Below are 23,057 nucleotides of genomic sequence, written 5' to 3'. Positions count from 1 at the left end.
TTGCTGATCCGGGCCCCGCACGCTGAACCCATGACACAGAACGAGCCCCGCTCCGGGCCCCGCATCGAAGGCTTCGGCTACCACCGGATCCCGGTCACCGCCGACGGCCCGGACGGCGTCCACCTGAACGCCGCCGTGGGCGGTGACCCGACCGGCCCCCCGGTGGTCCTCCTCCACGGCTTCCCCCAGACCCACCTCATGTGGCGCCACGTGGCCGCGGACCTGGCGGCGGACCACCACGTGATCTGCCCGGACCTGCGCGGCTACGGGGCGAGCGACAAACCGGCCGAGTCGGCGGACGGCCAGACGTACGCCAAGCGGACGATGGCGGCCGACGTGATCGCGCTCGCCCGGGCCTTCGGGCACGAGCGGTTCGCCCTGGCGGGCCACGACCGGGGCGCCCTGGTGGCGATCCGCGCGGGCCTGGACCACCCGGACACCGTCACGCACCTCGCGTCCCTGGACGTCCTGCCGACCCTGGACATGTGGGACGTCCTGCGCGGCACGTCCGCCGCGATCGGCTTCCACCTGTATCTGATGGCGCAGCCGCCGGGCCTCCCCGAGCGGATGATCTCGGCGGACCCGGACGCGTTCTTCGGCCACTTCCTGGACGTCTGGTCGGCGTCGCCGGGTGCCGTGCCGCCAAAGGTGCGGGCCGCGTACCTGCGGGCGTGCCGCGAGGCGGTCCCGTCGATCGTCGCGGACTACCGCGCGTCGGCGTTCGCGGACGTCGAGCACGACACGGCGGACCGTCTCGCGGGCAACGCGCTGCGGATGCCGGTCACGGTCCTCCAGCAGGACTGGGGCGCGGCGCTCGGCTTCGACGCGGCGGGCCTGTGGCGCAGGTGGGCCCCTGACCTCACGCACCGGACGGTGTCGTGCGGCCACTTCATGGCGGAGGAGGCCCCGAAGGAGGTCACGTCGGCCCTGCGGGACCTCTTGGCCCGCTGAGGAGTGTGCGGAGTGGACCTAGCCTGACCTCATGCCAACGAACCGGCTCAGCAACGGAATCCGTCTCTCCTACGACGACCACGGCGGCCACTCGGGCCAGGGCGTCCCCCTGGTCCTGGTCCACGGCCACCCCTTCGACCGCTCCCTCTGGGACCCCCAGGTCAGGGCGCTCTCCGGCACGCACCGCGTGATCACCTTCGACCTGCGCGGCTACGGCGCCTCCGCCGCCCCGGAGGGCGAGGCCAACGCCCCCGTCACCGACTTCGGCGACTTCGCCCGCGACCTCGTGGCCCTCCTGGACCACCTGGGCGTGGCGCGCTGCGCGCTTGGCGGGGTGTCGATGGGCGGGCAGATCGTGATGGACGCTTACGGCCGCTTCCCGGAGCGGATAGCGGGGGTGCTGCTCGCCGACACGTCCCCGGCGACGGACACGGAGGCCGGGAAGGCCTTCCGCCGCGAGACGGCGGAGCGGCTCCTTGCCGAGGGCATGAAGGGGTACGCGGAGGAGGTGCTGCACAAGATGGCGGCGCCGTACAACGAGGAGGCCGCCGCGCACGTGCTCCGCATGATGCTGGCGGCGCCGCCGGAGGGCGCGGCGGCGGCCCTGCGCGCCCGTGCCGAGCGCCCCGACTACCGGCCGGTGCTGCCGCGCGTGACCGTCCCGGCCCTGGTGGTCGTGGGCCGGGACGACACGTACACGCCGGTCGCGGACGCGGAGGCGATGCACGCGGCGCTGCCGGATTCCCGGCTGTGCGTGATCGAACGGGCGGCGCACCTGCCGAACCTGGAGCGGCCGGAGGAGTTCAACGCGGCGGTACGGGACTGGCTGGCCCGCCTCGCCTAGGCGGGCGTTCCCGGGGCGACGGCACCGACAGCGCCGGCGCCACCACCGGCCCCGTCGGCCAGCCGCCCCACGATCTCCTCGGCCGTCAGGACGAGCGCGAACCCCTTGCGCAGGACGGCGAGTTCCGGTTCCTGCCGGGACTCGTCGTCGGTGGCGGTGACGTCGGAGCCGAAGACGACGTGGTAGCCGCGTTCGTAGGCCTGGCGGGCGGTGGTGCCGCAGCAGTAGTTGGTGAGGGTGCCGGTGACGACGACGGTGTCTCGGCCGAGGTTGCGGAGCATCGTGTCGAGCGGGGTGTCGTGGAACGCGCCGTAGGACGGCTTGCGGATGACGGGTTCGTCGGGGCGGCGGCCGAGCGGGGCCCAGATCCCGGCGGGGCCGGGGCGGCGCCAGCCGGTGTCGCCGTGCGGCAGGTCGGCGAGGGCGCGCGGCCGGTCGAGGCCGAGGTGGGTGTCGTCGAAGACGGTCCAGATGACGGGGACCTCGGCGGCCCGGCACGCCTCGACGAGGCCGTGGAGGCGGGGTGCCATGCGGGTCGCGGCGGGCACCCAGTAGGGGCTCCAGCCGGGCCGTACGAACTCGTCCTGCATGTCGATGACCAGCAGCGCGGTGCGCTCGGGCCGGACGTCGAAGGTGGCCCGGCCGTGCGCGTAGGCGTCCCGTGCCCGCGCGGTCACCCATTCCTCGGTGTACTCCATGCCCACACCCCTCACCTTCCGGTACCTCGATTCGAGGTACCTCGATTCGATGTGCGAGACTAGCACCATGCTCGAACTCGCGATCCTGGGTTTTCTGGCCGACGGCCCGCTGCACGGCTACGAACTTCGGCGCCGGATCGCCCACTTGTCGGGCCACACCCGCCCGGTCAGCGACGGCAGCCTCTACCCGGCGATCAACCGCCTGGTCACGGCGGGACTGCTGGCCCGCCGCACCGAACCGGGCGCCTCGGCGGCCCGGCGGCACACCCTGAGCCTCACGGACGAGGGCCGCGCCGACCTCGTACGCCGCCTGCGGGAACCCGCCGACCTGGACATCAGCGACGGCAGCCGGTTCTTCACGGTCCTGGCGTTCCTGTCCCGGCTCCCCGACACCGCCGACCAGCACGCGGTGCTGCGCCGCCGCCTCACGTTCCTGGAGGAGCCCGCGAGCTTCTTCCACGACTTCGACGACGGGGACCGCCCACTGGCGGCCGAGGACACCGAGGACCCGTACCGCAGGGGCATGCTCACGATCGCGCGGGCCACGAGCCGGGCCGAGCGGGCCTGGCTGCGCGAGGTGCTCGGCGACTGACGGGCGACGCCGTCACGGGAGCCGTCACGAGGGCCGTCACGGAAGTCGTGGCCGAAGAGGGGAGTTTTTACCACTGCCTTCCGGCCACCCTGCTTTCGATAATGCGTACATGAAGAGCACACGACAGAACACCGACGCGGCCCCGGGCGGCTTCAAGGCCGCGGGCGGCGTCAAGGCCTTCCGCCGCTCCCTGACCCTGTGGTTCCTGGCCCACCGTGCGATGTGCCTGTCGCTGTGGATCGGCATCGTGTCGTCGACGCTGCGCGGCCCGGTGGGCCTGAAGCTCCTGCCGGGCACGGTGCGCAGGGTGCGGGCCCTGGCGGACAAGGAGCGGGCGTACGCGGCGAGCTGGTCGGGCGTCGACATCCCCGCGGTGTACCCGGAGCTGCCCTCGTCCGGCGCGGACCGGGCCAAGGCGCTGCGCTCCCAGCTCCTGGACAAGGGCAACCAGGTGCACCGGGACTGGCGCTGGGTGCACATCCACGCGTTCATGGGCGGCGCAATCGCCTTCGGCCCGCTGGCCCTCGCCCTCACCGGCGTGTGGGGCCTGTGGACGGCGGCGATGGGGACGGAGCTGCCCGCCGAGTGGGACAGCCTGTGGTTCCTGTTCATCCCGGTCGGCGACCCGGCGACGGCGGCGCTCGCGGGCGTGCTCGGCGCCGCGCTGCTCCCCCTGTCCGTGTTCTGGGCGGCCCCGCTGTCCCTGCGCCTGCACGCCCGCTACCTGAACCTGCTCCTCGCGCCCAGCGAGTCCGAGCTGCTCGCCGCCCGCGTGGAGCACCTGAAGTCGACGCGGTCCGACGCCGTGGACAGCCAGATGTCCGAGATCCGCCGCATCGAGCGCGACCTGCACGACGGCGCGCAGGCACGCCTCGTGGCGATGGGCATGACCCTGAACGCCGCCGAGCACCTCCTGGAGACCAACCCGGACGGCGTCCGCGACCTCCTGGTCGAGGCCCGCCAGTCCTCCACGGAGGCCCTGAAGGAACTCCGTGACCTGGTCAAGGGCATCCACCCGCCGATCCTCGCGGACCGGGGTCTCGGCGATGCCGTACGCTCCCTCGCGATGATCAGCCCGCTGCGGACCGAGGTCGTCATCGACCTCCCGTCCCGTCCCGAACCGCCCGTCGAGTCGGCGATGTACTTCGCGATGTCGGAGATCCTCACCAACGCGGCCAAGCACTCCGGCGCCGAGCGCTGCTGGATCGACCTGCGGTACGAGGCCGGGGCGCTGCGGGCGTCGGTCGTGGACGACGGGCAGGGCGGCGCGGACGTGTCCGCGGGGACCGGACTGCGCGGAGTCGAGCGGCGCCTCGCCCACTTCGACGGCGTCCTCGCCGTGAGCAGCCCACCGGGCGGCCCGACCCAGATGACGATGGAGCTGCCGTGCGAGTTGTCCTCGCCGAAGACCACTTCCTTCTGAGGGACGGGGTCACCCGCCTCCTCCAGGCCTTCGGCCACGAGGTCCTGGCCGCCGTCGACAACGGCCCCCTCCTCCACGAAGCACTCACGTCCCTGCGGCCCGACGTGGCCGTGGTCGACGTCCGCCTCCCGCCGACGTTCAGCGACGAGGGCCTGCGCGCGGCGGTCTCGGCGCGGACGGAGGTGCCCGGCCTGCCGGTCCTGCTCCTCTCCCAGTACGTGGAGCCGCTGTACGCCCACGAGTTGCTGGCCACGGGCTCCGAGGGCGTCGGCTACATCCTCAAGGAACGCGTCTCCAACGGCGCCGAGTTCATCGCCACCATCGAGCGGGTCGCGGGCGGCGGCACGGCGATGGACCCCGAGGTGGTGTCCAAGCTCGTCACCGGCAAGTCCCGGGACGAACCCCTGAACTCCCTCACGCCGCGCGAGCGCGAGGTCCTTGAGTGCCTGGCCCAGGGCCTGTCGAACGCGGGCATCGCGGAAGCCCTGTTCGTCACCGAGAAGGCCGTGGCCAAGCACGTCAGCAACATCTTCATGAAGCTGCGACTGCCGCCGACGGAGTCGGCGAACCGCCGGGTGCTCGCGGTGCTCGCGTACTTGGACCGCTAGCGCGTTGACCGCGCGAGGAGGGGATGCTCTACCGTGTCCCCGTCCCTGAGGATGACCCCCGGAGGCAGACTCCATGGCCGAGTTGATCAGCCGTGAAGGAGTACCTGTCGAAGTCGACTACTACGGCCTCGCCGTGGAGGACTGGGACGACAGCCAGATCCCGGTGCCCTTCCCCGAGGACTGGGAGCAGGGCCCGTTCTTGACGACTCATCCGGGGCGGCTGTCCTTCACCAGCGCCGGGCACACGCACACCGCGACCATGACGTTCGAAGTCTGGGACCAGGAAGCCCCCGAACCTCCCGGCGACTGGGAGGAATCCGCCCTCACCGAGCTCGCCTGCACGTCGGGGAAACTACAGGCCCGCGGCCTCGCCAGTGGCCCGTGGCCCGATCCCGTCCGCCTTTCGGACAAGCCGGGCACCTGGACGGTACGTGTCGTGTGCGGCGGTCGAGCCGATGTCGCTGCCCAGGCACAGGACGAGGCAGTCGAAGCTGTGGAGCAGTATCTGCTGCAGTTCTGGCAGCAGGCCTGAAACCGCAGGCCGCAGACCAGCGGTCAGGAGTGCGTGGTCGGCGGGTGCGCGGGGAACAGGCGTGGAGCCGGTGGCAGCGGGGCGGGGGCCCGGGTGTCGGGGCGGGCGCGGAAGGCTTCGATCATGTACGCGGCGAAGCGGCGGGAGGCGGTGAGCCGGGCGGCGCGCGGGGCGTCCTGGATGCCCTGGTGGGCCATGAGCAGCAGCATCAGGTCGTCGACGACGAAACCGGCGCGCAGTTGGCCGGTGGCCTGGGCGCGGCGGGCCAGGTCGGCGACGGCGCGCAGCGTCCGCTGCCGGTCCGCGGCGAAGTCGTCCGCCTCGGGGTAGGCCGTCATGAACGCGTCGGCGAACCCCCGGCTGCGGGCGTGGAGTTCGCAGATCTCCACGATCAGGTACTGGAACCCGTGCCACGGGTCGGGGGCCGCGAGGGCGTCACGGACGACGGCGTGGCAGACGCGCCGCTGCTCGGCGTAGGTCTCCCCGACCAGGTCCCGCTTGGCGGGGAAGTGCCGGTAGAGCGTGGCGGGGCCGACGCCCGCGTGCCGGGCGACCTCGCGCATGGGCGCGCCCAGGCCGTCCTCGCTGAAGACCGCGCGGGCGGCTTCGAGGATGCGGGCCCGGTTGTCCCGGGCGTCGGAACGGGAAGCGTGAGGCAAATCGTGGGCCATGCGTTCTCACTTTAGCTAAACGGACGGGGGTGTCCGTTACGTTCCGAAGGCGGTGGCACCACGCGCGTGGTGGCCCCCCATCCATTCCTTCCCCCATCCCGAGGAGCCGTGATGAAAGCTGTCGTGATCAAGGAGTTCGGCACGTCCGACGGTCTTGAGGTGGTCGACCTGCCCGTGCCGGATCCGGAGCCGGGGCAGGTGCGGGTCGCCACGGAGGCGATCGGCGTGGGCGGCGTGGACGCCCTGATCCGCCGGGCGACTCTCGGCGACATGGGCTTCCAGGCGGGACATGTTCTCGGCAGCGAGGTCGCCGGGCGCGTGACCGCTGTGGGAGACGGCGTGGACGCCTCGTGGCTGGGGCGGCGGGTGTGGGCGTTCACCGGCCTGACCGGCGGGTACGTCGAGCAGGCTGTCGCCGACATCGACGAGGTCGTCGTCCTGCCCGACGGCCTGAGCGGCGTCGAAGCGGTGGCCCTCGGCGGTTCCGGCGTGGTCGCCCACTTCGCCCTGGAGCGGGCCGGGTTCGCGCCCGGCGAGACGGTGCTTGTACGCGGTGCGGCGGGCAGCATCGGAGTCAGCGTCGTCCAGCTCGCGGCCCGGGGCAGCGCGGGCGCCGTGGCGGTCACGACTTCCTCGGCGGAACGGGGCGTGCGGCTGCGCGAGCTGGGGGCGACGCATGTGCTCGACCGCGAGGGCGGCGGCGACTCCGACGCGCCCTCGTCCTTCGACGTGGTGATCGATATCGCGGGCGGCGCCCAGGTCCCCCTCTTCCTGGACAAGTTGAACCCCAACGGCCGGTTCCTGGCGGTCGGCCTGATCGCCGGGCTGCCCCCGAACGACTTCGGGGTGCCCCTGATAGCCGCGTTCCGCAGTTCGGTGTCGTTCGCCACGTTGAGCTTGGACACCGTGCCGGTTGCCGCCAAGCAGGCGGTGCGGTCGGCCCAGTTCGCCGAGGCCGCGCGCGGGGATCTGCGCACGGTCGTGCACGAGGTGCTGCCGCTGGACCAGGCGGCGCGGGCCCATCGAGCGATGGACGAGGGGCGGGTGTTCGGGAGGGTGGTGCTGGTGCCGTGAGGGGGCCCCGGCGGTTCAGAGGGAGGCTACGAACGCCTTCCAGGCCGGGGCGCCGAAGAGGACGGCGGGGCCGTGGGGGTTCTTGCTGTCGCGGACGGGGACGGCTGCCTGGCGGTGGGCATCGTTCACTTCGAGGCAGTCGTCGCCGTCGGCAGAGCTGTAGCTCGACTTGCGCCAGGCGTCGTTCACTTCGAGGCATGACCCTGAGTCGGCTCCGCTGAAGCTGGACTTGCGCAAGACGTCGCTGACTTCGAGGCAGTCGGCGCCGTCACCGGTGCTGTACGTCGACTTGCGCCACCCTTCCAGGATGGATGCGTTCGGGAGGCTGTTCTGTCGGTCACCTTTGCTCTCCATGCTCGTAATCGTCCGCCACCGAATTGAGCAGCGCAAGCGACCTCTGGTGCGACAACGAGTCACCCAAAGCGTGCTCGAACCGCCCCTGGCAGTCACGCACCACGAAGGGGTCCTCCAGCACCTTGCCAAAGTTCAGCGCTTCCACATAGGCGATCGGAGGCAAGTCGTCGAACCACATGAGGGAGACGAAACCGTCCAAGAGCACATGCGGGCCCACCTCGAACGGCAGCACATGCACCCGGATTCGTTCGCGCTCCCCCAGGTCCACGATGTGCCGCAACTGCCCGCACATCACCGCAGGGCCCCCGATGGGCCTGCGAAGTACAGCCTCGTCCAACAGGTACCACGCCACTGGCGACTTGAAGTCGTCGAAGATCTGCGCCCGCGCCAGTCGCGTGACCAGCAACGCGTCACGTTCCTCCGCGGACTTCGGGGGATACCACAACCGAAAGATCTCGTTCGCGTACGCCCTCGTCTGAAGGAGGCCCGGTACGAGCTTCGGTCCGTACGTACGGATCACAGTCGCCCGCTGCTCCAGCTCCAGCGCTTCGGCGAAGCGTTCCGCCCGCCGCCCGTCTCCCTGGGACGGCAGGAACCGCACGAAGACGCCTCCCGCCCCCAAGACATCGTCCAACCTCCGCGCGTCCTCGACCGTAGGTCGCCGCCGCCCCGCCTCAATGTGGGCGATATGCGTACGCGACATGATCGCCCGCACACTCAACTCCTCCTGGGTCAGCCCCGCCCCCTCCCTCCGCGAACGCAACTCCTCCCCGTACCGCAGCCGTGACTCCGGACTGTCCTCGATGGCCACCGCAACGCCCTCCCGTGCCAGCGCAGTTGTCAAGCCCTACCTACTGGCGAGGCTAGCCGCGCCGACCGCACTGTGTGATCGGAACAGCACACAGAGCGAGAGGCAGCCCGATGGAGACGGACCACCAGCAGCAGCACGCGGAGGGCGCGTACGTGGCGCACGCAAGCACGGACATCTACGGCCCGGGGCGGGTCCTCTCGCAGGACGGCGAGTTCCGCCGCGTCCGGTTCACCCACTTCGTGGCGACGATCCGCGTGGGCGACCTGCGGGCGGCGACACCGGTCGAGGAGAGCGAGATGCGGACGTGGTGGCGGCGGAAGACGGAGCTTTACGGGAACGACTGGTAGGCGCCACACCCGCCTCGTAGGCTGTCGGCGTGACGACGGCGGGAGCAGACTGGCGCACGGGGTTCTCCACGCCTCGGAACGTCGTCATCACGTCTGCGCATGTGCTGTCGGACAAGCTCTGGGAGCGCTACAACTCCGCCGTCGCCCTGGACGGTCGACACCGCGCCAGCTCCCTCTTGTCGGTGCTTTCCGCGACTATCCGCTTCCACGAATACCTGGACAGCCAGCCGGACTACGACGAGTGGGGGCTGCGCGCGACGATCGCGCGGACGGCGGAGAAGGACACCCTCCTGCCGCAGGCCACGGCGCTGTCCCTGCAAAGCGCCGGTGCGCCGCCCCCTCTGACGTACCCGGCTATGTACGCCGAGCAGGCACGCCGACTCGCGGACTCCATGTGCGCCCTCATCGCCCTGATCCGCCAGGACTTGGCGAAGGAGCTCGTCCCGTGCGACTACGAGTACGTGGACACCGTCCCGAGACACGACCGCTCACCGTGCGGTGTGGTCCGCCTGACCACGCCCACGATCCCGCGCGCGCCCGGACGGCCGAACTCCCCATCGATCAGCACTCGATGGGGCGTCTCGGCTGCGCGCCCTCCGGGAGAGGCACACGCGGCGTAGCCGACACGCCCCCGGCTCCGGCTGGGAAGGCCACTGATGTCTCTGCTCGATCTGCCCGATCTCCTTCCGAACGCGCCCTGGTGGGCGATCTGGCTCCTCGTTTTCCTTCTGGTGGTCACGATGTGCGTCACGCGCATCGCCAAGGCCTTCCTGCCGCCCCCCCCAAGGACCGGGGCCAGTGGTGGCGCGACTTCTGGAACCGCCGCGACCGGTGAGCGACGGCCCTGGCACGGCGGCGCCCGCCGGGAAACTCAATATCGCGGCCGATGGCAACCCGTGGTGGCGCCCCTAGTTGAGGGGTTAATAACGGCTGAAACCGGGCCGTATCGGGATCACGGCTTCCGCTTCTAGGCTGACCGCGGCGCACCGCGGGTGCGTGCCCGACCCGACGTTCCGGGAGGTTGACCGTGGCAGCACAGCCAGGCCAGTCAGCACTGTCTGAGGGCATCTACCTCATCAAGAACGAGGCGAGCGGACTGTACGCGGGGGTGCGGCCGGGAGGCGGCGCGAAACAGGGCGCGAAGGTCGTACTGGAGGAGCTGCACGCCGAAGGGCCGGAGCGGCACCGGCAGTTCTGGCATCTGAAGCCGCACAGCGCGCGGGAGGGGTCGTGGACGCTGCAGAACGTCCACAGCACGCTGCGCATGGACATTCTGGTGAACCGGGGCCGCGCGGGCGCGGCGGTGCAGCAGTGCCCGCCGGAGTCCCGGGAGGACCTGCTGGTCACGCAGTTGTGGCGGCCGGAGCGGATCGGCGACGACGTCTACTCCTGGGTGAATGTGAACAGCGGGAAGCACCTCGCGGTGCGGGGTGAGCGCGGGGACGCGGGCGCCGAGCTGGAGCAGGGGGAGCCGAAGACGGAGGAGGGGCGCGGCACGCAGGCCTGGCGCCTGGAGAGCGTGCCCGCGCTCGGTGAGACGAAGGCCTTCGACGCGCTGACCGCGCGGATCATCTCGCCGGGCACCCTCGCCACGCCCGGGAACGTGCTGGCCTCCGCGCTCAAGGGCGTGCTGGACGCGGGCGGCGGGGTCTTCGAGACGATGGCCAAGACCGTCCCGGACCCGCGGGCCCCGTACCTGCGCTTCGACGGCTTCCGCGGCGACGAGTTCATCCGCTTCTCGCCCCGGCGCGGTATCGAGTCCGGTCCGAAGAAGGCAAGCGAGCAGTTCCAGCGGCTCCCGCACGGGTTCCCGGCCGCCGCCGCGGACGTCATCAACACCCGCAAGGGCAGCAGCTATACGCACGCGGCCGTGCTCGGCCATGACATCCGGGAGTTCTCGGAGCGGTCCGCGGACGAACGGGGGCGGCTGCTTCCGGCGGACCTCCAGGGGGCGCAGATCAAGGCCGTCACCGCCGCCGACCGCAAGGGCGACCGCATCGTGTACTTCCTTGAGGACCGTGCCGTGCTCACCATGCTCGACGACCCCGAGTACACGCAGGAGTTCAGGCTGCCGCACGCGCCCCCCGAGTTCCTGCTCGCCCCCGACACCGCCGCCTCCGCCCCCTTCGACGACGCCATGCACTACTTCCTCCTCAAGGACGACCAGTTCGTGATCGTCAGCGAGGGCAAGCTGGTGCAGGGGCCGACGAAGCTCACGGACGCGTACCCCTTCCTGAAGGGCGTGTGGATGTAGCGCCCGGCCGGGTCACACCACGGCCCGCAGCCAGCTCACCAGGATCCCGTTGACCTCCTCGGCCCGCTCCTGCTGCACCCAGTGCCCGCAGCCCTTGAGGATGTGGGACGCGGCCAGGCCGGGGAGCGTCACCGGGTACGCGTCGAGGGCGGCGGACAGCCACTGGAGGGACGGGTCGAGCTCGCCCGCGACGAACAGGGACGGCTGGGTGAGCGGTGCGCCGTCCCAGGCCGCGAGGTCCGCCCAGTCGCGGTCCATGTTGCGGTACCGGCCGAGCGGACCGGCCATGCCGCCCCCCTCGAACTCGTCCGCGTACACGTCGAGTTCCTCCTCGGACAGCCACTCCGGGAGCGGCCCGCCCTGCGGGAAGCGGTCCGACATCCGGCCGCCCTTGGGCACGAAGTGCAGGCTGGGCGCGTCCGGCGGCGGCATCGTGTCGCCGGACAGGGCGGTGTAGAAGCCCGCGATCCAGCCGCGCACGTCCGGCTCCATGTCGGCCTCGGCGCGGCCGGGCTCCTGGAAGTAGGAGATGTAGAAGTCCTCGTCGCCGGGGATCGCGGCGAACGCGTCGGTGGGGCGGGGGCCGCCCCGGGGCGCGTACGGCACGCTCATCAGCGCGGCCGCGCGGAAGACGTCCGGCCGGAGCAGCGCCGAGTTCGCCGCGATGGGCGAGCCCCAGTCGTGCCCGACGATCACGGCGGTCTCCTCGCCGAGCGCGCGGACGACGCCCACGTTGTCGGCGACGTGCGCGAGCATCCCGTAGTCCGTCGTGTCGCGCGGCTTCGAGGAGCGGCCGTACCCGCGTACGTCGATCGCCACCGCCCGGTATCCGGCCGCCGCAAGCGCCGGGAGCTGCCGCCGCCACGAGTACCAGGTCTCCGGGAAGCCGTGCACCAGGAGGACCAGCGGGCCGGAGCCCTGTTCCACGGCGTGGACGCGGATGCCGGGGTTCTCGGGCAGCTCCAGCAGGCTGTGCCTCACATCGAGTGCGTCGGTCATGGTCATGGCTCCTCCGGATGTGCGGGGCTGCTCGTCACGAGTCTGTACGGGGGTGGGGGCGGGTGCCGAGAGTTGTTGCCGGTTCGGCAAACCGCGCCGCCGGACGGGCCCCCGGCAGACCGCCCGCCTTCCCGCGCCCCGTCCCCGTGCCCCCGGCCGGACGGCCTACGCGCGCGGCTTCGCCGCCAGGAGGTGCGCGTGCTGCGTCCGCTCCCCCTCGTACGGCTCGCGCAGCAGGTACCCGTTCGCGGCGAACCCAGCCTCCCGCAGCTGCTCCGTGATCCGCTCCGGCCGCCAGCGCTGGAAGTCCAGGTCCACGTCGTGGCCGAAGGCCTCGTCGAAGTGGCGGATGCCGTCGCCGACCTGGAAGCCGAGCAGGAGCTGCCCGCCGGGGGCGAGGACGCGGTGGAACTCGGCGAAGACCTTCGGCAGGTCGGCCGGCGGGATGTGGATCGTCGAGTACCACGCGACCACCCCGCCGAGTTCCCCGTCCGGCAGGTCGAGCGCCGTCATCGTGCCGACGTCGAACCGCAGGTGCGGATACTTGGCGCGGGCCAGCGCCAGCATCCCCGGCGACAGGTCGATCCCCCGCATCCGCAGCCCCAGGGAGCTCAGGATCGCGCTCACCTCCCCCGTGCCGCACCCGATGTCGGCCACCGTGCCCCCGCCCGCGTCCCGCACCAGCTCGGCGTAGGCCGTGAACATCGCCCGCGCCAGCGGCCAGTTGTCCAGCTCGCCCCGCCACTCCTTCTCGACGGCCTCGGCGATGGCGTCGTAAGACGTCCGGGTCCTGATCAAGTACGCGTCTTCACCCATGCCCGCGACGCTACGCGGAGCCACTGACAACGGCGCCCGGCACCCGCTCCCCTCAGACCTCCTGCGCCGCCACCGACGGCAGCGGAAGCAGCGGCGCCGACGGATACGCCGACGGCGCGCCGCCCGCGAGGCGGGACTTGGGCAGCCAGAGGGAGAGGATCCGGCTGGACCGGTCGAAGTACCGGTCGGGCGCGAGGGACGCGGGCAGCAGCGCCCCGAGGGACGGCGTGGCCTCCAGGTCGGCCGGGGTGGTCCGGGAGGCCACCGTGTGGATGCCGATGAGCCGCTGCTCCGGCTGGTGCAGCAGCCACACGGCCGCGTTCCCGCGCGCCTGGGCCTCGTCGCGCACGGAGCCCCACGCCCGCAGCAGCGCCGCCTCGGCGTCGGTCGCCGTGTCCACGGAGTACCGGAACCGCTCGAACCGGCTCACGTGATGCGCGTCCAGGGGCAGGAAGTTGTGCGCCCCCGCGACCCGCCAGACGAAGCGCTCCACGTTCTGGAAGAACGGGCGGCTCCAGAACTTCACACCCGGCTCGAATTCCAGCTCCTGGCTGGTGAACCGCTCGTAGTCGAGGACGTCGGCCCACGTCTCGAAGAGATACCGGCCGCCGGTGTAGTGCCGCCCCGCCGCCTCGTCCACCCGGCTCGGCATGTACTTCGCGTACATGCCCGGCCGTACGTCCATGACGCGTCGCTCCACCTCCTGCTTGTCCACGATGTCCTGCACGTCCGCCGCGCCGATGCCGGCCGCCAGCGGGAAGTCCGACGTGAACGCGGCCTCCATGGGGATCGGGCCGATGTCGTAGCCCTTGATCGGGCCGGGTCCGTACGTGTGCGTGGCCATGCCACACCCCTTTGCTGCCGTGGGATTCGGGATACACCGGGACCATAACTCGAACATTGACCAATTCCCAAACACTGTTCAACCTTTGCTCGCCGTACCATGGAGCCATGCCTGCTGCCAGCCGCCGCGAGCGCCACCGCGCCCAGACCACCGCCGAGATCAAGGCGACCGCCCTGAAACACCTGGTCGAGGAGGGCGCCGAGGCCGTCGCCCTCCGAGGCATCGCCCGCGACATGGGCATGGCGCCCGGCACGTTCTACAGCTACTTCGACACCCGCGAGGCGCTCCTCGCGGCGCTCGCGGCGGACGCGTACCGGGACCTGGCCGCGCACCTCCGCGCGGCCCGCGAGGCGCATCCGGCGGGGGATCCGGGTGCGCGGGCCCTGGCCCACGGGCTCGCGTACCGGGAGTGGGCGCTCACGCATCCGCAGGAGTTCCGGTTGTTGTTCAGCGGGCGGGGCCGGGTGCCGCGCGCGGACACCGCCGAGAGCGCCGAGGCGGAGTACGAGCTGTGCCTCGGGATCGTGGAGGTCGCGACGACGGCGCGGCCCGCCGTGGGCGGCGGCAGCGGCGGCCTCGGCGGCAGCGCCTACGTCTGGGAGGACTTCGACCCGGCGTTCACCGCCGTGGCCCGCGCCGCCTTTCCCGACCTCACGCCCGCCGTGCTCGCCCTGTCACTGCGGGTGTGGGGGCGGATGCACGGGCTCGTGACGCTGGAGATCGACGGGTTGCTGCGGCCGCAGATCGATGATCCGGCGGTGCTGTACCGGGATGAACTGTGCGATTTGGTCAGGGGTTTGGGACTCTGAGAACCGTCGGGCCGCAGCGCGCCGAGCCCGCTGGGCCCCGTGCGGGTCATACGAGCCCGAGCACCAGCTTCGCCGCCACCGCCGCCCCGTCGTCGCTGACCGCGGCCGCCACCGCCGCCGCCCGCTCGCGGACCCCGGGGGTCAGGGCGGTCGTGAGGGCGGCCGACAAGGAGGCGAAGGTCGGCGTCGGGCCCTCGTGCGCCGCGCCGATGCCGAGCCCGGCGACCCGGCCCGCCCAGTACGGCTGGTCCGTGGCCTGCGGAAGCACCACCTGCGGGGCACCGGCACGGGCCGCCGTCGTCGTCGTGCCCGCGCCGCCGTGGTGCACGACGGCGGCCACCCGGGGGAACAGCGCCTGGTGGTTGGCCTCGCCGACGGCGAAGCAGTCGTCCTGGTCGTCGATCAGGGCCAGGTCGGCCCAGCCGCGCCGGACGAGGACACGGCGGCCCTGGGCGCGTACCGCCTCGATGGCCACCCGGGCGACGTCCGCCGAGCCGTGCATGGGCATGCTGCCGAAGCCCACGTAGACCGGGGGCGCACCCGCCTCCAGGAACGCCGACAGATCGTCCGGCAGGGGGCGTTCGTCCGGCAGGGTCCAGGCGCCGGTCTGTACGACCTCGAACGCCCCGGACTCCGCCTGCCGCCACGGGTCCAGGACCGGGTCCGTCGCCAGCCACGGCCGGTCGCCGATGACGTAGTCGCGGACGTCGGCCACCGGGGGCAGGCCGATGGCGGCCCGGTTGCTGTTGACCGCCTCGCCGAACAGGGCGTTGATGCTGCGGGCGTCCAGGTCCCACAGCACATGGTTGTCGGTGACCTCCGGCGGGAACGGGCGGCCCGGGTACGCCAGCGGGGCGTGGTGCGGCGACGGCAGCGTGAGCTGCTGGAACGTCACCGACACGGACGGAACGCCCCGCTTCTCCGCCACCGACCGCGCCCCGGCCACGGCGGGCACCATGCCGGTGGCCACCAGCGCGTCGCAGCCCTCGGCCGCCTCGCCCACGGCGTCGAGCTGGCTCGCGATCAGCTCGGCCGCGCGCTCCGGCAGGGACTTCGGCTGCCGCGTCGCGGTCGTCAGCTCCCGCGCCGACCGCCCGACCGGCACCAGCTCCACCCCGACCCCGGCGAGGCGCTGCCCGAACTCCTCGTCCGGCGGCGCGCACACCCGTACCTCCGCGCCCAGCTCCCGCAGCCGCACCGCGAGCCCCACCAGCGGCTCGACGTCCCCACGCGACCCGTACGTCGACAGCACCACACGCATTTCGCCACTCCCCATGTCCCCGGCTCCCGGCCTCGAATCCCGGCCTCGGCGGGCGATTCTGCGCCACCACGGGGGCCTTGCCGCAAGCCCCCCGGTGAGCTATACGTTGAGAGTGGCGGGGAGCGGGTGCCCGCTTTTTTCATGCGCCGGGACGGGGCGCTGGTGCTGTGCGCCAGGCACCGGGGCGGCTCTCGCCAGGCTCCGAGGCAGCCCTCAGCAGGCTCCGAGGCGGCTCTCGCTAGGCGCCGGGCACCGGACCCGCAGCCGACCCGGACTCCGCCGACCCGAATTCCGCCGACCCGAGGCGGATCTCCCGCCGCAGCACCTTCCCCGCCTCCGACCTCGGCACCCGCTCCCGGAACTCGATCACGCGCGGCACCTTGAACCCGGCGAGCGCGCCCCGGCAGTGCGCGGCGAGGCGGTCGGCGAACGTGTCGTCGCCCGGTATCCCCGGCTCGGGCTGGACGACGGCGGCGACCCGCTGCCCCCACTCCGCGTCGGGCACCCCGACGACGGCCACGTCCGCGACGTCCGGATGCGCGATGAGGACGGCCTCGACCTCCGCCGGGTACACGTTCACGCCCCCGGAGATGATCAGGTCGGTGCGCCGGTCCCGCAGGTACAGCCACCCGTCCTCGTCGACGTACCCCTCGTCACCGGCGGTGAAGTACCCGCCCCGCATGGCCCGTTCGGTCTTCTCGGCGTCCTTGTAGTACGTGAACGGGACGACGGGCCGGAAGTACACCCCGCCGGTCTCCCCGACGGCGACCGGCCGCCCGTCCCCGTCGAGGATCCGCACGTCGATGTCCGCGAGAGGCTGCCCCACGGTGCCGGGCCTGGCCAGCCAGTCGGCGCTGCTCGCGGCGGTGACCCCGCCCTCGGTCGCGGCGTAGAACTCGTACAGGACCGGCCCGAACCAGTCGATGGCGCGCCGCTTCACGTCGGGCGGGCAGGGCGCGGCGCCGTGCACGACAGCGCTCAGGCTCGACACGTCGTACCGCCCGCGCACCTCGGCGGGCAGCCGAAGGAGCCGGTGCAGGACCGTGGGCACCGCGAACAGCACGCCGACCCGGTGCCGCTCGACGAGCTCCAACCAGTCCTCCGTACGCGGCCGTTCGGCGATCACGACCGTGTGCCCGAACTGCATCGCCATGTTCGCGAACAGGCCGGGCGCCGCGTGGTACAGCGGCGCGGCACACAACTGCGTGTACGCGCCCGGGCGCACGCCGACCCGGGTCAGGAAGTCCACCTCGTACGGACTCGGCCCGGGAGGCCCGTCCCACAGCTCCCGGCGGACGGCCTTGGGGCGGCCGGTGGTGCCGGAGGTGTAGAGCATGACGCCGCCCGCCCGGGGGTGCGGGGGCGGGGTGGCGGGGGCGGTGGCAAGGAGGGCCTCGTAGCCGGTCCAGCCCGGGGGCGGCCGCCCCGCCCCCCACACCAGGCGCCGTTCCGCCGGGATTCCCGCGGCGTCCAGCGCGGGCCCCGCCACGTCGAGCAGCGACGCGTCCACGACCACCACCCGCGCCTCGCTGTCGGTGACGACATGCGTCACCTCGGCGGTGGTGAAGTGGTGGCTGAACGGCGTGAAGTACAGGCCCGACCGGCCGGTGGCGAGCCGCAGTTCGAAGAAGGCGCGGCTGTTGGGCAGCATCGCGGCGACACAGTCCCCCGGCCGCAGCCCGAGCCCCGCGAGGACGTGCGCGAGCCGGTGCACCCGGGCCGCGAGCTCCCCGTACGACAGGGTGGTGCCGTCGGGCTCGACGAGCGCGGGCCGGTCGGGATGCGCGGCGGCGACCTCGCCGAAGCCGATGTCCGTACCCGCCCCTGCGCCCATGTCCGCCCCCTCGCGCTGCCGTCCCGCGTCCATGGCGCATCGTAAGCATCGGGACGTCGCCTTGGCATCAGTGCGCTGACCTGGCCCGACCTGCCCCGCCCCCGACCCGCTCAGGTCCGGACGCCGGGCGGGAGCCGCTGCATGGTGGTGCTGAGCATGCGGGCGCTGCGCCGCGCGACCTCCGTGGTGTGCGCCAGGCGGCGCGGGTCGGGCACGGCCACGCCCACGGCGGCGGTAGCGCGCGGCGCCGATGAACTTGCCACCGCCGCCCGTCGGTTCGCTCACCGCCGCGAACACGCGCGTGTTGGCGGTGAAGGTGGAACTCGTGAGGTTGAAGCGCACGAACCCGTTCCACGCGCCCCAGTCGTACCGGTAGGTGTAGCCGTTGCCCGAAAGGTCCCGCGGGCTCACCTTGCCCGCCTGCCCGATGACCCGGATCTCCGATTCCTCTAGCTTGGCCTCGACGACCTGCTCGGGACCGTGCGGCGTCTGACGGTCTGCCATGTCGCTCCCCCTCGCCGTCCGCCGTCCCCGGCGAGCGGCGAATCACGCGGATTTCCTACGCGTTCGAGGCCGCCCGCGTCCGCGGAGCCCGGGCAAGCGTTGTTCCGCTGACCGGACCGGAACGTCTCCCGGCCGCCCGCCACCGGGCCCGCGGGGTCCACCGGGTCACAGCTCGACCCGGTACAGCCGCTCGGCCGGATCGACCACGGCATCGAGCCGCAGGCCCACGCGCAGGGCGGGATGCGGCGAGCGCTTCCAGGTCGCCTCGAACGCCCGGAACCCCGGCCCGCTGAGCCGCAGCACGACCACGGCACCCGCGTCGTCCCCGCTGTCCCACTCGGTCAGCCCGATGACCTCCGCGACCGCCGGCACCCCGACGGCGTCGAGCCGCCGGTTGTGCTTCCGCTCGGCGGCGACGGTGACCCAGACGAGGAGACCCACGGGCACGAGAACCACCGTGCACACGATGCCGACGGCCAGGACGCCCTTGCCCGCGACGAGGGTGAGCCCCAGCAGGAACGGCCCCGCGAGGCACAGCCCGGCGACGACCGCGTACAGCCACACCGCCGACCAGCGGCCGATCGCCGACACCTGCGTCGGCCCGTTCACCTCAGCGCTTCGGCCGCTCGGCCACCGCGCGCGCGAGCCGCTCCGCGAAGGCGCGCAGCGCGTCGAGGCGGTGCGGGTCGTACGGCATGGAGTGCCGCACGCCCGACGTGAGGGTGATCTCCATCCGGGGCCTGCGGCCGGTGCCGAACTCCAGGCGGGGCTCCTGGAAGAGGTGGCTGCGGTGGGTGTCGGAGTAGCCGAAGACCTCAAGCACGCGGCCGTCGAAGGAGAGCAGGACGGTGTCGGTCACGAACACCTCGTGCAGTTCGCGGGTTTCACAGGTTATGCGTGGTTCGTGTGCTTCATGTGCTTCATGTGCTTCATGTGCTTCGTACGGTGGTGTCGTCACGTCGTCTCACCGTCCCCGGCGTAGAGGTAGCCGCCCGGACGGGCCGGGTCGGCGATCAGCAGCACCTGGTCCCCGGTGCGCGGGATTCTCAGCTTGGACACGATGGTCTGGAGTGCGATCCGCTCGGTGTCGGTTCCGGACGGCTGCAGTACCAGGTCGACGATCGGGTCGAAGTTCACCAGCTTGCCGGTGTCGGTGATCGACACGACGACGGCGGGCAGGGTCGGTGCCCCCATGGCCAGCAACTGCCGCGCGTGGACGGCGGAGTTGTGCGCGCCGATCGACTGCTGGACCTTGGCGAAGTCCTCGCCGCCGAGGAACGCGCGCGTCGTACGACCGTAGAAACCCTTGCCGCCGGCCACCTTCCCGGCGATCTCGGCGGCCCGCTCCTCGCGGGTCCTGCGCTTTCCGAAGAGTCCCATGGTGTGCCTTCCCCCTCTGGTGCGGGCTCTGGTGCGGGCTCTGGTCCTGGTGACCGGTGGTGCTGCCCGGCGTCGTCGAGGGGAACGCTAGGGGGCGGTCTTCGCCTACCGATCCCAGGTTCGACCGTCTGTTCCCCGACGACGTAATCTCGGGCCATGCCGTCCGCGAGCACGCTGCCGAGCGACGGGCACCGTCCGCGTGCCATGGTCATCGACGGGGCTTGGCGTGGGATCGGGGCGGAGCCCGGGGCGGGGGCGGGGGCGGGGCATGGGCCGGGGTCGGGAGTTGAGTCGCTGAGCGGGCCCGGGGGCGCGCCGTTGACCCGGACGGTCAAGCTGATCGTGCTGCCGCTGATCGTCAGACCCGCGCTGCGCCCGGAGCTGGCGGCCGACTTCCTCGCTCCGCGCGAGGCCGACCGTCTCGCCGCGCTCATCCGGGAGTCCGGCGCGCTGCTCGCGGCGACCGCCCAGTGGTTCACGCTGCTCAAGAAGACCCGCCGGGCGTTGGGGATCGTGGCGGGCAACCCCCAAGACCTGTACTTCCAGCGCTGCTTCGAGCTGGCGGCCGAGCACGGGACGCCCTCGGGTGCCGCGGGTGCCGTGGCCAGGGCCGTGGTCGAGGAGATCGCGGAGGTGACCGTCGGGCGGACGGTGGCGGCGTTGAAGGAGCATCTGAGGGACGGGGGCCGGTGGGCGCGGCTCGATGGGGAGTTGGCGGCGACGTGGGCGGCGGGGCGGGCGGGCGCCGACGGGTCGGACGCCGGTGCGGGTGTGGGCCTGGGTGCGGTGGTCGGCTTGGCGGGGGAGGTCCTGGAGGCCTGTGGCGCGGGTGGCTCGGGCGGGCGCCCCGGCGCGGGTGGCTCGGGCGGGCGCCCCGGCGCGGGCCCGCTGCCGGAGGAAGGCTCGTCGGGCTTCGCGGACATGGTCCGGGGCGGGCACGGGAGCCTGCTCGGGCGGGCGCTGTGGGCGCGTACGAGCGGGGTGTGGGGACGTGACGACGTACCGACGCATCTGGGACTGACCGCGCACCAGGCGCCGCCGCGTCCGGAGGTCGGCCGGAGCGCGTCGACCGCCACGCTCCCCGCGCCGCTCGACCGCACGCTCTTCGAGCGGCTCTTCACCGTCCTCCAGACGTCGGCACACCGCGAGGAACTGCCGACGGTGCCGGAACTCGTGCGGCGGGAGGTCGGACGGAGTTGCGCGCCGCTTGGTCTGTACGACGAGAGCCTGCGGGTGGCCGTCGTGCTCGGGGGGCGGCTTGCGGTGGGGCTGGATCCGTTGGGGGGTGGGGGTTCGGGGGCGGGGGCGGCTTCCGTGTCCGGGGCGGCTGCCGCGTCCGAGGCTGCCGCCGGGGCGCGGGGAACTTTCGCGTCCGGGGCGGCTGCCGGGGCGCGGGGAACTGTCGCGCCGGGGGCGGCCGCCGGGGTGGGAGGAGCAGCCGCGCCAGGGGCCACCGCGGCCCACCGCGTCGTCAACAGCCGCTGGCAGCGCGAGGCTTCGGTCCTGCGCGCCCGCAGGATGACCCTCTCCCCGCGCCCGGACCCGGACGGCGGCGCGTTGGAAGCCCTCGCCCACGACCTGCGTAACCCGTGGTCGGCGTACATGCGGCGGCTGTGGGTGCGGCTGCACGGGCGGGACGTGCGGGGTGCGGGGCTGCCGGACGCGGGGGCGGCCTGGGCGGTGCTGGACGGTGTGGCGCGCTCGGTGATGATGGACCACCGGGCCCGGGTACGGACGGCGCTGCGCACGCTGTCGTCCGGGGCGCGGTCGGCCGACGGCCCCTCGGCCGACGCGCTGTCGCCGCCCGCCCCGAAGCCGGCCCAGCCGAAATCGCCCGCCCCGAAGCCGGCCGAGCCGAAGTCCGCCGAGCCGAGGAGCGCGTGATGCCGGAGGGGCAGGCCGACATCCACATCGCCCGAGCCGACGACGGCACCATCCGCGTCGTCGCCCCGGCCACCGACCCCGCCACGGGTCCCGGCCCCGCCCCCGCCTTCGCCCAGGCCGTCCTCGGCGTCGCGGGCGCCGTCCTGACCTGGCCCGTCCTCGGCGCCCCCGGCCTCCCGACAGCGGAGATCCACGACGCGGGCCGGGCCCAGCAATGGCTGTGGGCGATCTACGGCGAACGCACGGCAGCCGCCGTCCACGCCCTCGCGGCTGGGCCACGGCCCACTGACGTGCCCCTGCCGGAGCTGACAGCGCCCCTGCCGGAACAGCCGACCCCCCTCGCGCACACCGCCGCCCGCCTGGCCCTCGCCCACTGGGCCGCCCGCTGGTGGCCCACCTCGCACCTGGACGGGATCCCGGCCCTCGAACCGGACGTACTCGGCCTGGAGTCGGCCGCACTGACCCACGAATGCCAGCAACTTTTCGACGACACCGCCGACACCACCGACACCACTGCCGCCACCGACGACATCGACGCGCCGGGCGGCCTGTCCGACCTGTCCGACCCGGATGAACCGGATGATCCGGATGATCCGGATGATCCGGATGATCCGGATGACCCGGATGACCCGGACCTCCACGCCGACCCGAGTGACCAGCCCGACGGCAACGCGGCCGAGCTGATCGAGGAGCACCAGGCCGCACTCGCCCCCCTGACCCACTGGTGGCGCGCCACCCACCGGTCGGCAGCCCCGGTACCCCAACTGGACCACGTCCTCAGGCTGATAGACGAAGCGGCGGACAACGCCGGACTGGACAGCGAGCCGCTGCGCCAACTCCACTCGTCCCTGAACACCGCAACGCAACACACCCCCGTCGACACCAGCCCCGTCGACGTCACCCCCGCCGATGTCACCCCGGTCGACCTCACCCCCGCCGACCTCACCACCCTCTTACCCCACCTCCACCCCCACGCCTACGCCCTCACAGCAGGCGCCCCCGCCCCCGCCCCGACCGGCCGAGTCATCGCCCGCGGCTCAGGAACCAACCACTGGCACCGCTATCCACCCGGCTTCGTCGACGCGGCCGAGACCGCCGTCTCCTGGACCGCGTACGCGATCGGCGCCGAACGCCGGATCGAGGTCGAGGTCATCGCCGACGCCACGGCCCCCGTCGACGGCGTACGCCTCGCCGCCGAGGTCGAGGTGAACGGCGGCCCACCGCACCGCGTCCAGCTCGCCCGCCGGGACGACGTGTGGACCGGCCGGTCGGACCTCGACATCCCGGCCGCCGCGAGGTCGCCACGTATCGAAGTAGGTGTCCTGCTCCCCGGGTTCGACCCGGGCCCCGACGCCACCCCCGGCTCCGACCCCGACCCCGACACACCACCGGGCACGTCCGCCCGCGCCACCCGCGAAGCGATCCGCGCCCTGGCCCGCCAACGCCTGGCAGCCGCGACGCCGCTGCCCGCCCCGCAGGCCACGGACACGCACCCGCAGCATCCGCACCCCACGCCCCCCTTCCTCGCCGAGATGGCCGCCGCAGCCGCAGAGGAGGACTTCTGACC

26 protein-coding genes are annotated in these 23,057 nt (G+C 72.8%); 14 read left to right on the top strand and 12 right to left on the bottom strand.

Annotation, left to right across the window (positions count from 1 at the left end; all coding sequences use genetic code 11):
- The first annotated feature begins 30 nt into the window (after positions 1-30).
- Both IE274_RS24750 and IE274_RS24745 read left to right on the top strand, forming a co-directional pair.
- Positions 31-951, top strand: a complete 921-nt coding sequence (locus IE274_RS24750; protein ID WP_190118063.1) for an alpha/beta fold hydrolase — start codon at positions 31-33, stop codon at positions 949-951.
- 31 nt (positions 952-982) lie between these two features.
- The gene (locus IE274_RS24745; RefSeq protein ID WP_190118062.1) at positions 983-1,795 is read left to right on the top strand and encodes an alpha/beta fold hydrolase; all 813 of its coding nucleotides are present in this window, start codon (positions 983-985) and stop codon (positions 1,793-1,795) included.
- Here IE274_RS24745 and IE274_RS24740 read toward each other — a convergent pair.
- Positions 1,792-2,493, bottom strand: coding sequence for a cysteine hydrolase family protein (locus tag IE274_RS24740; protein ID WP_190118061.1), 702 nt, complete (start codon positions 2,491-2,493; stop codon positions 1,792-1,794). The genes IE274_RS24745 and IE274_RS24740 overlap by 4 nt on opposite strands.
- Before the next feature lie 67 nt (positions 2,494-2,560).
- Between IE274_RS24740 and IE274_RS24735 the strand changes: the two genes are divergently transcribed.
- From IE274_RS24735 to IE274_RS24720, 4 genes are all read left to right on the top strand, one after another.
- Positions 2,561-3,085 (top strand): PadR family transcriptional regulator, encoded by a 525-nt coding sequence (locus IE274_RS24735; RefSeq protein WP_190118060.1) that lies wholly within the window; start codon positions 2,561-2,563, stop codon positions 3,083-3,085.
- A 109-nt stretch (positions 3,086-3,194) separates the two neighbouring features.
- Positions 3,195-4,508 (top strand): sensor histidine kinase, encoded by a 1,314-nt coding sequence (locus IE274_RS24730; RefSeq protein ID WP_190118059.1) that lies wholly within the window; start codon positions 3,195-3,197, stop codon positions 4,506-4,508.
- Entirely contained in the window at positions 4,472-5,116 is a 645-nt protein-coding gene (locus IE274_RS24725) for a LuxR C-terminal-related transcriptional regulator (protein WP_190118058.1), read from the top strand. The genes IE274_RS24730 and IE274_RS24725 overlap by 37 nt, the downstream gene beginning before the upstream one ends.
- Before the next feature lie 73 nt (positions 5,117-5,189).
- The gene (locus IE274_RS24720) at positions 5,190-5,648 is read left to right on the top strand and encodes a hypothetical protein (protein WP_190118057.1); all 459 of its coding nucleotides are present in this window, start codon (positions 5,190-5,192) and stop codon (positions 5,646-5,648) included.
- 23 nt (positions 5,649-5,671) lie between these two features.
- On the opposite strand, the gene IE274_RS24715 is transcribed toward IE274_RS24720, so the two are convergent.
- Positions 5,672-6,319, bottom strand: coding sequence for a TetR/AcrR family transcriptional regulator (locus IE274_RS24715; RefSeq protein ID WP_190118056.1), 648 nt, complete (start codon positions 6,317-6,319; stop codon positions 5,672-5,674).
- A 111-nt stretch (positions 6,320-6,430) separates the two neighbouring features.
- Between IE274_RS24715 and IE274_RS24710 the strand changes: the two genes are divergently transcribed.
- Positions 6,431-7,393 (top strand): zinc-binding dehydrogenase, encoded by a 963-nt coding sequence (locus IE274_RS24710; RefSeq protein ID WP_190118055.1) that lies wholly within the window; start codon positions 6,431-6,433, stop codon positions 7,391-7,393.
- Between the two features lie 15 nt (positions 7,394-7,408).
- On the opposite strand, the gene IE274_RS24705 is transcribed toward IE274_RS24710, so the two are convergent.
- Together IE274_RS24705 and IE274_RS24700 are read right to left on the bottom strand one after the other, a co-directional pair.
- On the bottom strand, positions 7,409-7,747 hold the full coding sequence (locus tag IE274_RS24705) for a DUF397 domain-containing protein (protein WP_190118054.1): 339 nt from the start codon (positions 7,745-7,747) through the stop codon (positions 7,409-7,411).
- The gene (locus IE274_RS24700; RefSeq protein WP_190118053.1) at positions 7,731-8,558 is read right to left on the bottom strand and encodes a helix-turn-helix domain-containing protein; all 828 of its coding nucleotides are present in this window, start codon (positions 8,556-8,558) and stop codon (positions 7,731-7,733) included. The genes IE274_RS24705 and IE274_RS24700 overlap by 17 nt, the downstream gene beginning before the upstream one ends.
- A 110-nt stretch (positions 8,559-8,668) precedes the next feature.
- Here IE274_RS24700 and IE274_RS24695 point away from each other — a divergent pair, with 110 nt between their 5' ends.
- Genes IE274_RS24695 through IE274_RS24680 form a run of 4 tightly spaced genes read left to right on the top strand, consistent with a single transcriptional unit; the run spans position 8,669 to position 11,159 of the window.
- Positions 8,669-8,905 (top strand): hypothetical protein, encoded by a 237-nt coding sequence (locus tag IE274_RS24695; RefSeq protein ID WP_190118052.1) that lies wholly within the window; start codon positions 8,669-8,671, stop codon positions 8,903-8,905.
- 29 nt (positions 8,906-8,934) lie between these two features.
- Positions 8,935-9,525, top strand: a complete 591-nt coding sequence (locus IE274_RS24690; RefSeq protein WP_190118051.1) for a hypothetical protein — start codon at positions 8,935-8,937, stop codon at positions 9,523-9,525.
- Positions 9,526-9,561: 36 nt separating this feature from the next.
- A complete protein-coding gene (locus tag IE274_RS24685) occupies positions 9,562-9,876 on the top strand; it encodes a hypothetical protein (RefSeq protein ID WP_190118050.1) in 315 nt (104 codons plus the stop codon).
- 56 nt (positions 9,877-9,932) lie between these two features.
- Complete coding sequence (locus IE274_RS24680; RefSeq protein WP_190118049.1) at positions 9,933-11,159, top strand: RICIN domain-containing protein; 1,227 nt, start codon at positions 9,933-9,935, stop codon at positions 11,157-11,159.
- A 12-nt stretch (positions 11,160-11,171) separates the two neighbouring features.
- On the opposite strand, the gene IE274_RS24675 is transcribed toward IE274_RS24680, so the two are convergent.
- From IE274_RS24675 to IE274_RS24665, 3 genes are all read right to left on the bottom strand, one after another.
- Positions 11,172-12,164, bottom strand: a complete 993-nt coding sequence (locus IE274_RS24675) for an alpha/beta fold hydrolase (protein WP_372446965.1) — start codon at positions 12,162-12,164, stop codon at positions 11,172-11,174.
- 159 nt (positions 12,165-12,323) lie between these two features.
- A complete protein-coding gene (locus IE274_RS24670; RefSeq protein ID WP_190118047.1) occupies positions 12,324-12,974 on the bottom strand; it encodes a class I SAM-dependent DNA methyltransferase in 651 nt (216 codons plus the stop codon).
- 52 nt (positions 12,975-13,026) lie between these two features.
- The gene (locus IE274_RS24665; protein WP_190118046.1) at positions 13,027-13,818 is read right to left on the bottom strand and encodes a hypothetical protein; all 792 of its coding nucleotides are present in this window, start codon (positions 13,816-13,818) and stop codon (positions 13,027-13,029) included.
- Between the two features lie 107 nt (positions 13,819-13,925).
- On the opposite strand from IE274_RS24665, the gene IE274_RS24660 reads away from it, so the two are divergent.
- The gene (locus tag IE274_RS24660; protein WP_190118045.1) at positions 13,926-14,627 is read left to right on the top strand and encodes a TetR/AcrR family transcriptional regulator; all 702 of its coding nucleotides are present in this window, start codon (positions 13,926-13,928) and stop codon (positions 14,625-14,627) included.
- A 46-nt stretch (positions 14,628-14,673) separates the two neighbouring features.
- On the opposite strand, the gene IE274_RS24655 is transcribed toward IE274_RS24660, so the two are convergent.
- The 5 genes from IE274_RS24655 to IE274_RS24635 form a co-directional block, all read right to left on the bottom strand.
- Positions 14,674-15,888: a glycosyltransferase gene (locus IE274_RS24655; RefSeq protein ID WP_190118044.1), complete on the bottom strand. Its 1,215-nt coding sequence runs from the start codon at positions 15,886-15,888 to the stop codon at positions 14,674-14,676.
- Positions 15,889-16,126: 238 nt separating this feature from the next.
- A complete protein-coding gene (locus tag IE274_RS24650) occupies positions 16,127-18,226 on the bottom strand; it encodes an AMP-binding protein (protein ID WP_229909777.1) in 2,100 nt (699 codons plus the stop codon).
- A 165-nt stretch (positions 18,227-18,391) separates the two neighbouring features.
- Entirely contained in the window at positions 18,392-18,835 is a 444-nt protein-coding gene (locus tag IE274_RS24645; protein WP_190118043.1) for a hypothetical protein, read from the bottom strand.
- Position 18,836: 1 nt separating this feature from the next.
- Complete coding sequence (locus IE274_RS24640; RefSeq protein ID WP_190118042.1) at positions 18,837-19,085, bottom strand: hypothetical protein; 249 nt, start codon at positions 19,083-19,085, stop codon at positions 18,837-18,839.
- 95 nt (positions 19,086-19,180) lie between these two features.
- Entirely contained in the window at positions 19,181-19,606 is a 426-nt protein-coding gene (locus IE274_RS24635) for a hypothetical protein (RefSeq protein ID WP_190118041.1), read from the bottom strand.
- Positions 19,607-19,762: 156 nt separating this feature from the next.
- On the opposite strand from IE274_RS24635, the gene IE274_RS24630 reads away from it, so the two are divergent.
- Positions 19,763-21,490, top strand: coding sequence for a hypothetical protein (locus IE274_RS24630; protein WP_229909776.1), 1,728 nt, complete (start codon positions 19,763-19,765; stop codon positions 21,488-21,490).
- Positions 21,490-23,055, top strand: coding sequence for a hypothetical protein (locus IE274_RS24620; RefSeq protein ID WP_190118040.1), 1,566 nt, complete (start codon positions 21,490-21,492; stop codon positions 23,053-23,055). The genes IE274_RS24630 and IE274_RS24620 overlap by 1 nt, the downstream gene beginning before the upstream one ends.
- The last annotated feature ends 2 nt before the right edge of the window (positions 23,056-23,057 follow it).

Origin of the sequence: Streptomyces flavofungini (genome assembly GCF_014650815.1) — a bacterium.
GTDB lineage: Bacteria > Actinomycetota > Actinomycetes > Streptomycetales > Streptomycetaceae > Streptomyces > Streptomyces flavofungini.
Note: the sequence above shows the minus strand (reverse complement) of the source record. Positions and strands in the feature narration are given on the sequence as shown.

Bases quoted from the DNA above. Each gene is read 5' to 3' on its own strand.
- IE274_RS24750 (WP_190118063.1), top strand. From the start codon at position 31: ATGACACAGAACGAGCCCCGCTCCGGGCCCCGCATCGAAGGCTTCGGC.
- IE274_RS24745 (WP_190118062.1), top strand. From the start codon at position 983: ATGCCAACGAACCGGCTCAGCAACGGAATCCGTCTCTCCTACGACGAC.
- IE274_RS24740 (WP_190118061.1), bottom strand. From the start codon at position 2,493: ATGGAGTACACCGAGGAATGGGTGACCGCGCGGGCACGGGACGCCTAC.
- IE274_RS24735 (WP_190118060.1), top strand. From the start codon at position 2,561: ATGCTCGAACTCGCGATCCTGGGTTTTCTGGCCGACGGCCCGCTGCAC.
- IE274_RS24730 (WP_190118059.1), top strand. From the start codon at position 3,195: ATGAAGAGCACACGACAGAACACCGACGCGGCCCCGGGCGGCTTCAAG.
- IE274_RS24720 (WP_190118057.1), top strand. From the start codon at position 5,190: ATGGCCGAGTTGATCAGCCGTGAAGGAGTACCTGTCGAAGTCGACTAC.
- IE274_RS24715 (WP_190118056.1), bottom strand. From the start codon at position 6,319: ATGGCCCACGATTTGCCTCACGCTTCCCGTTCCGACGCCCGGGACAAC.
- IE274_RS24710 (WP_190118055.1), top strand. From the start codon at position 6,431: ATGAAAGCTGTCGTGATCAAGGAGTTCGGCACGTCCGACGGTCTTGAG.
- IE274_RS24705 (WP_190118054.1), bottom strand. From the start codon at position 7,747: ATGGAGAGCAAAGGTGACCGACAGAACAGCCTCCCGAACGCATCCATC.
- IE274_RS24695 (WP_190118052.1), top strand. From the start codon at position 8,669: ATGGAGACGGACCACCAGCAGCAGCACGCGGAGGGCGCGTACGTGGCG.
- IE274_RS24685 (WP_190118050.1), top strand. From the start codon at position 9,562: ATGTCTCTGCTCGATCTGCCCGATCTCCTTCCGAACGCGCCCTGGTGG.
- IE274_RS24675 (WP_372446965.1), bottom strand. From the start codon at position 12,164: ATGACCATGACCGACGCACTCGATGTGAGGCACAGCCTGCTGGAGCTG.
- IE274_RS24670 (WP_190118047.1), bottom strand. From the start codon at position 12,974: ATGGGTGAAGACGCGTACTTGATCAGGACCCGGACGTCTTACGACGCC.
- IE274_RS24665 (WP_190118046.1), bottom strand. From the start codon at position 13,818: ATGGCCACGCACACGTACGGACCCGGCCCGATCAAGGGCTACGACATC.
- IE274_RS24660 (WP_190118045.1), top strand. From the start codon at position 13,926: ATGCCTGCTGCCAGCCGCCGCGAGCGCCACCGCGCCCAGACCACCGCC.
- IE274_RS24655 (WP_190118044.1), bottom strand. From the start codon at position 15,888: ATGCGTGTGGTGCTGTCGACGTACGGGTCGCGTGGGGACGTCGAGCCG.
- IE274_RS24650 (WP_229909777.1), bottom strand. From the start codon at position 18,226: ATGGCAGACCGTCAGACGCCGCACGGTCCCGAGCAGGTCGTCGAGGCC.
- IE274_RS24635 (WP_190118041.1), bottom strand. From the start codon at position 19,606: ATGGGACTCTTCGGAAAGCGCAGGACCCGCGAGGAGCGGGCCGCCGAG.
- IE274_RS24630 (WP_229909776.1), top strand. From the start codon at position 19,763: ATGCCGTCCGCGAGCACGCTGCCGAGCGACGGGCACCGTCCGCGTGCC.
- IE274_RS24620 (WP_190118040.1), top strand. From the start codon at position 21,490: ATGCCGGAGGGGCAGGCCGACATCCACATCGCCCGAGCCGACGACGGC.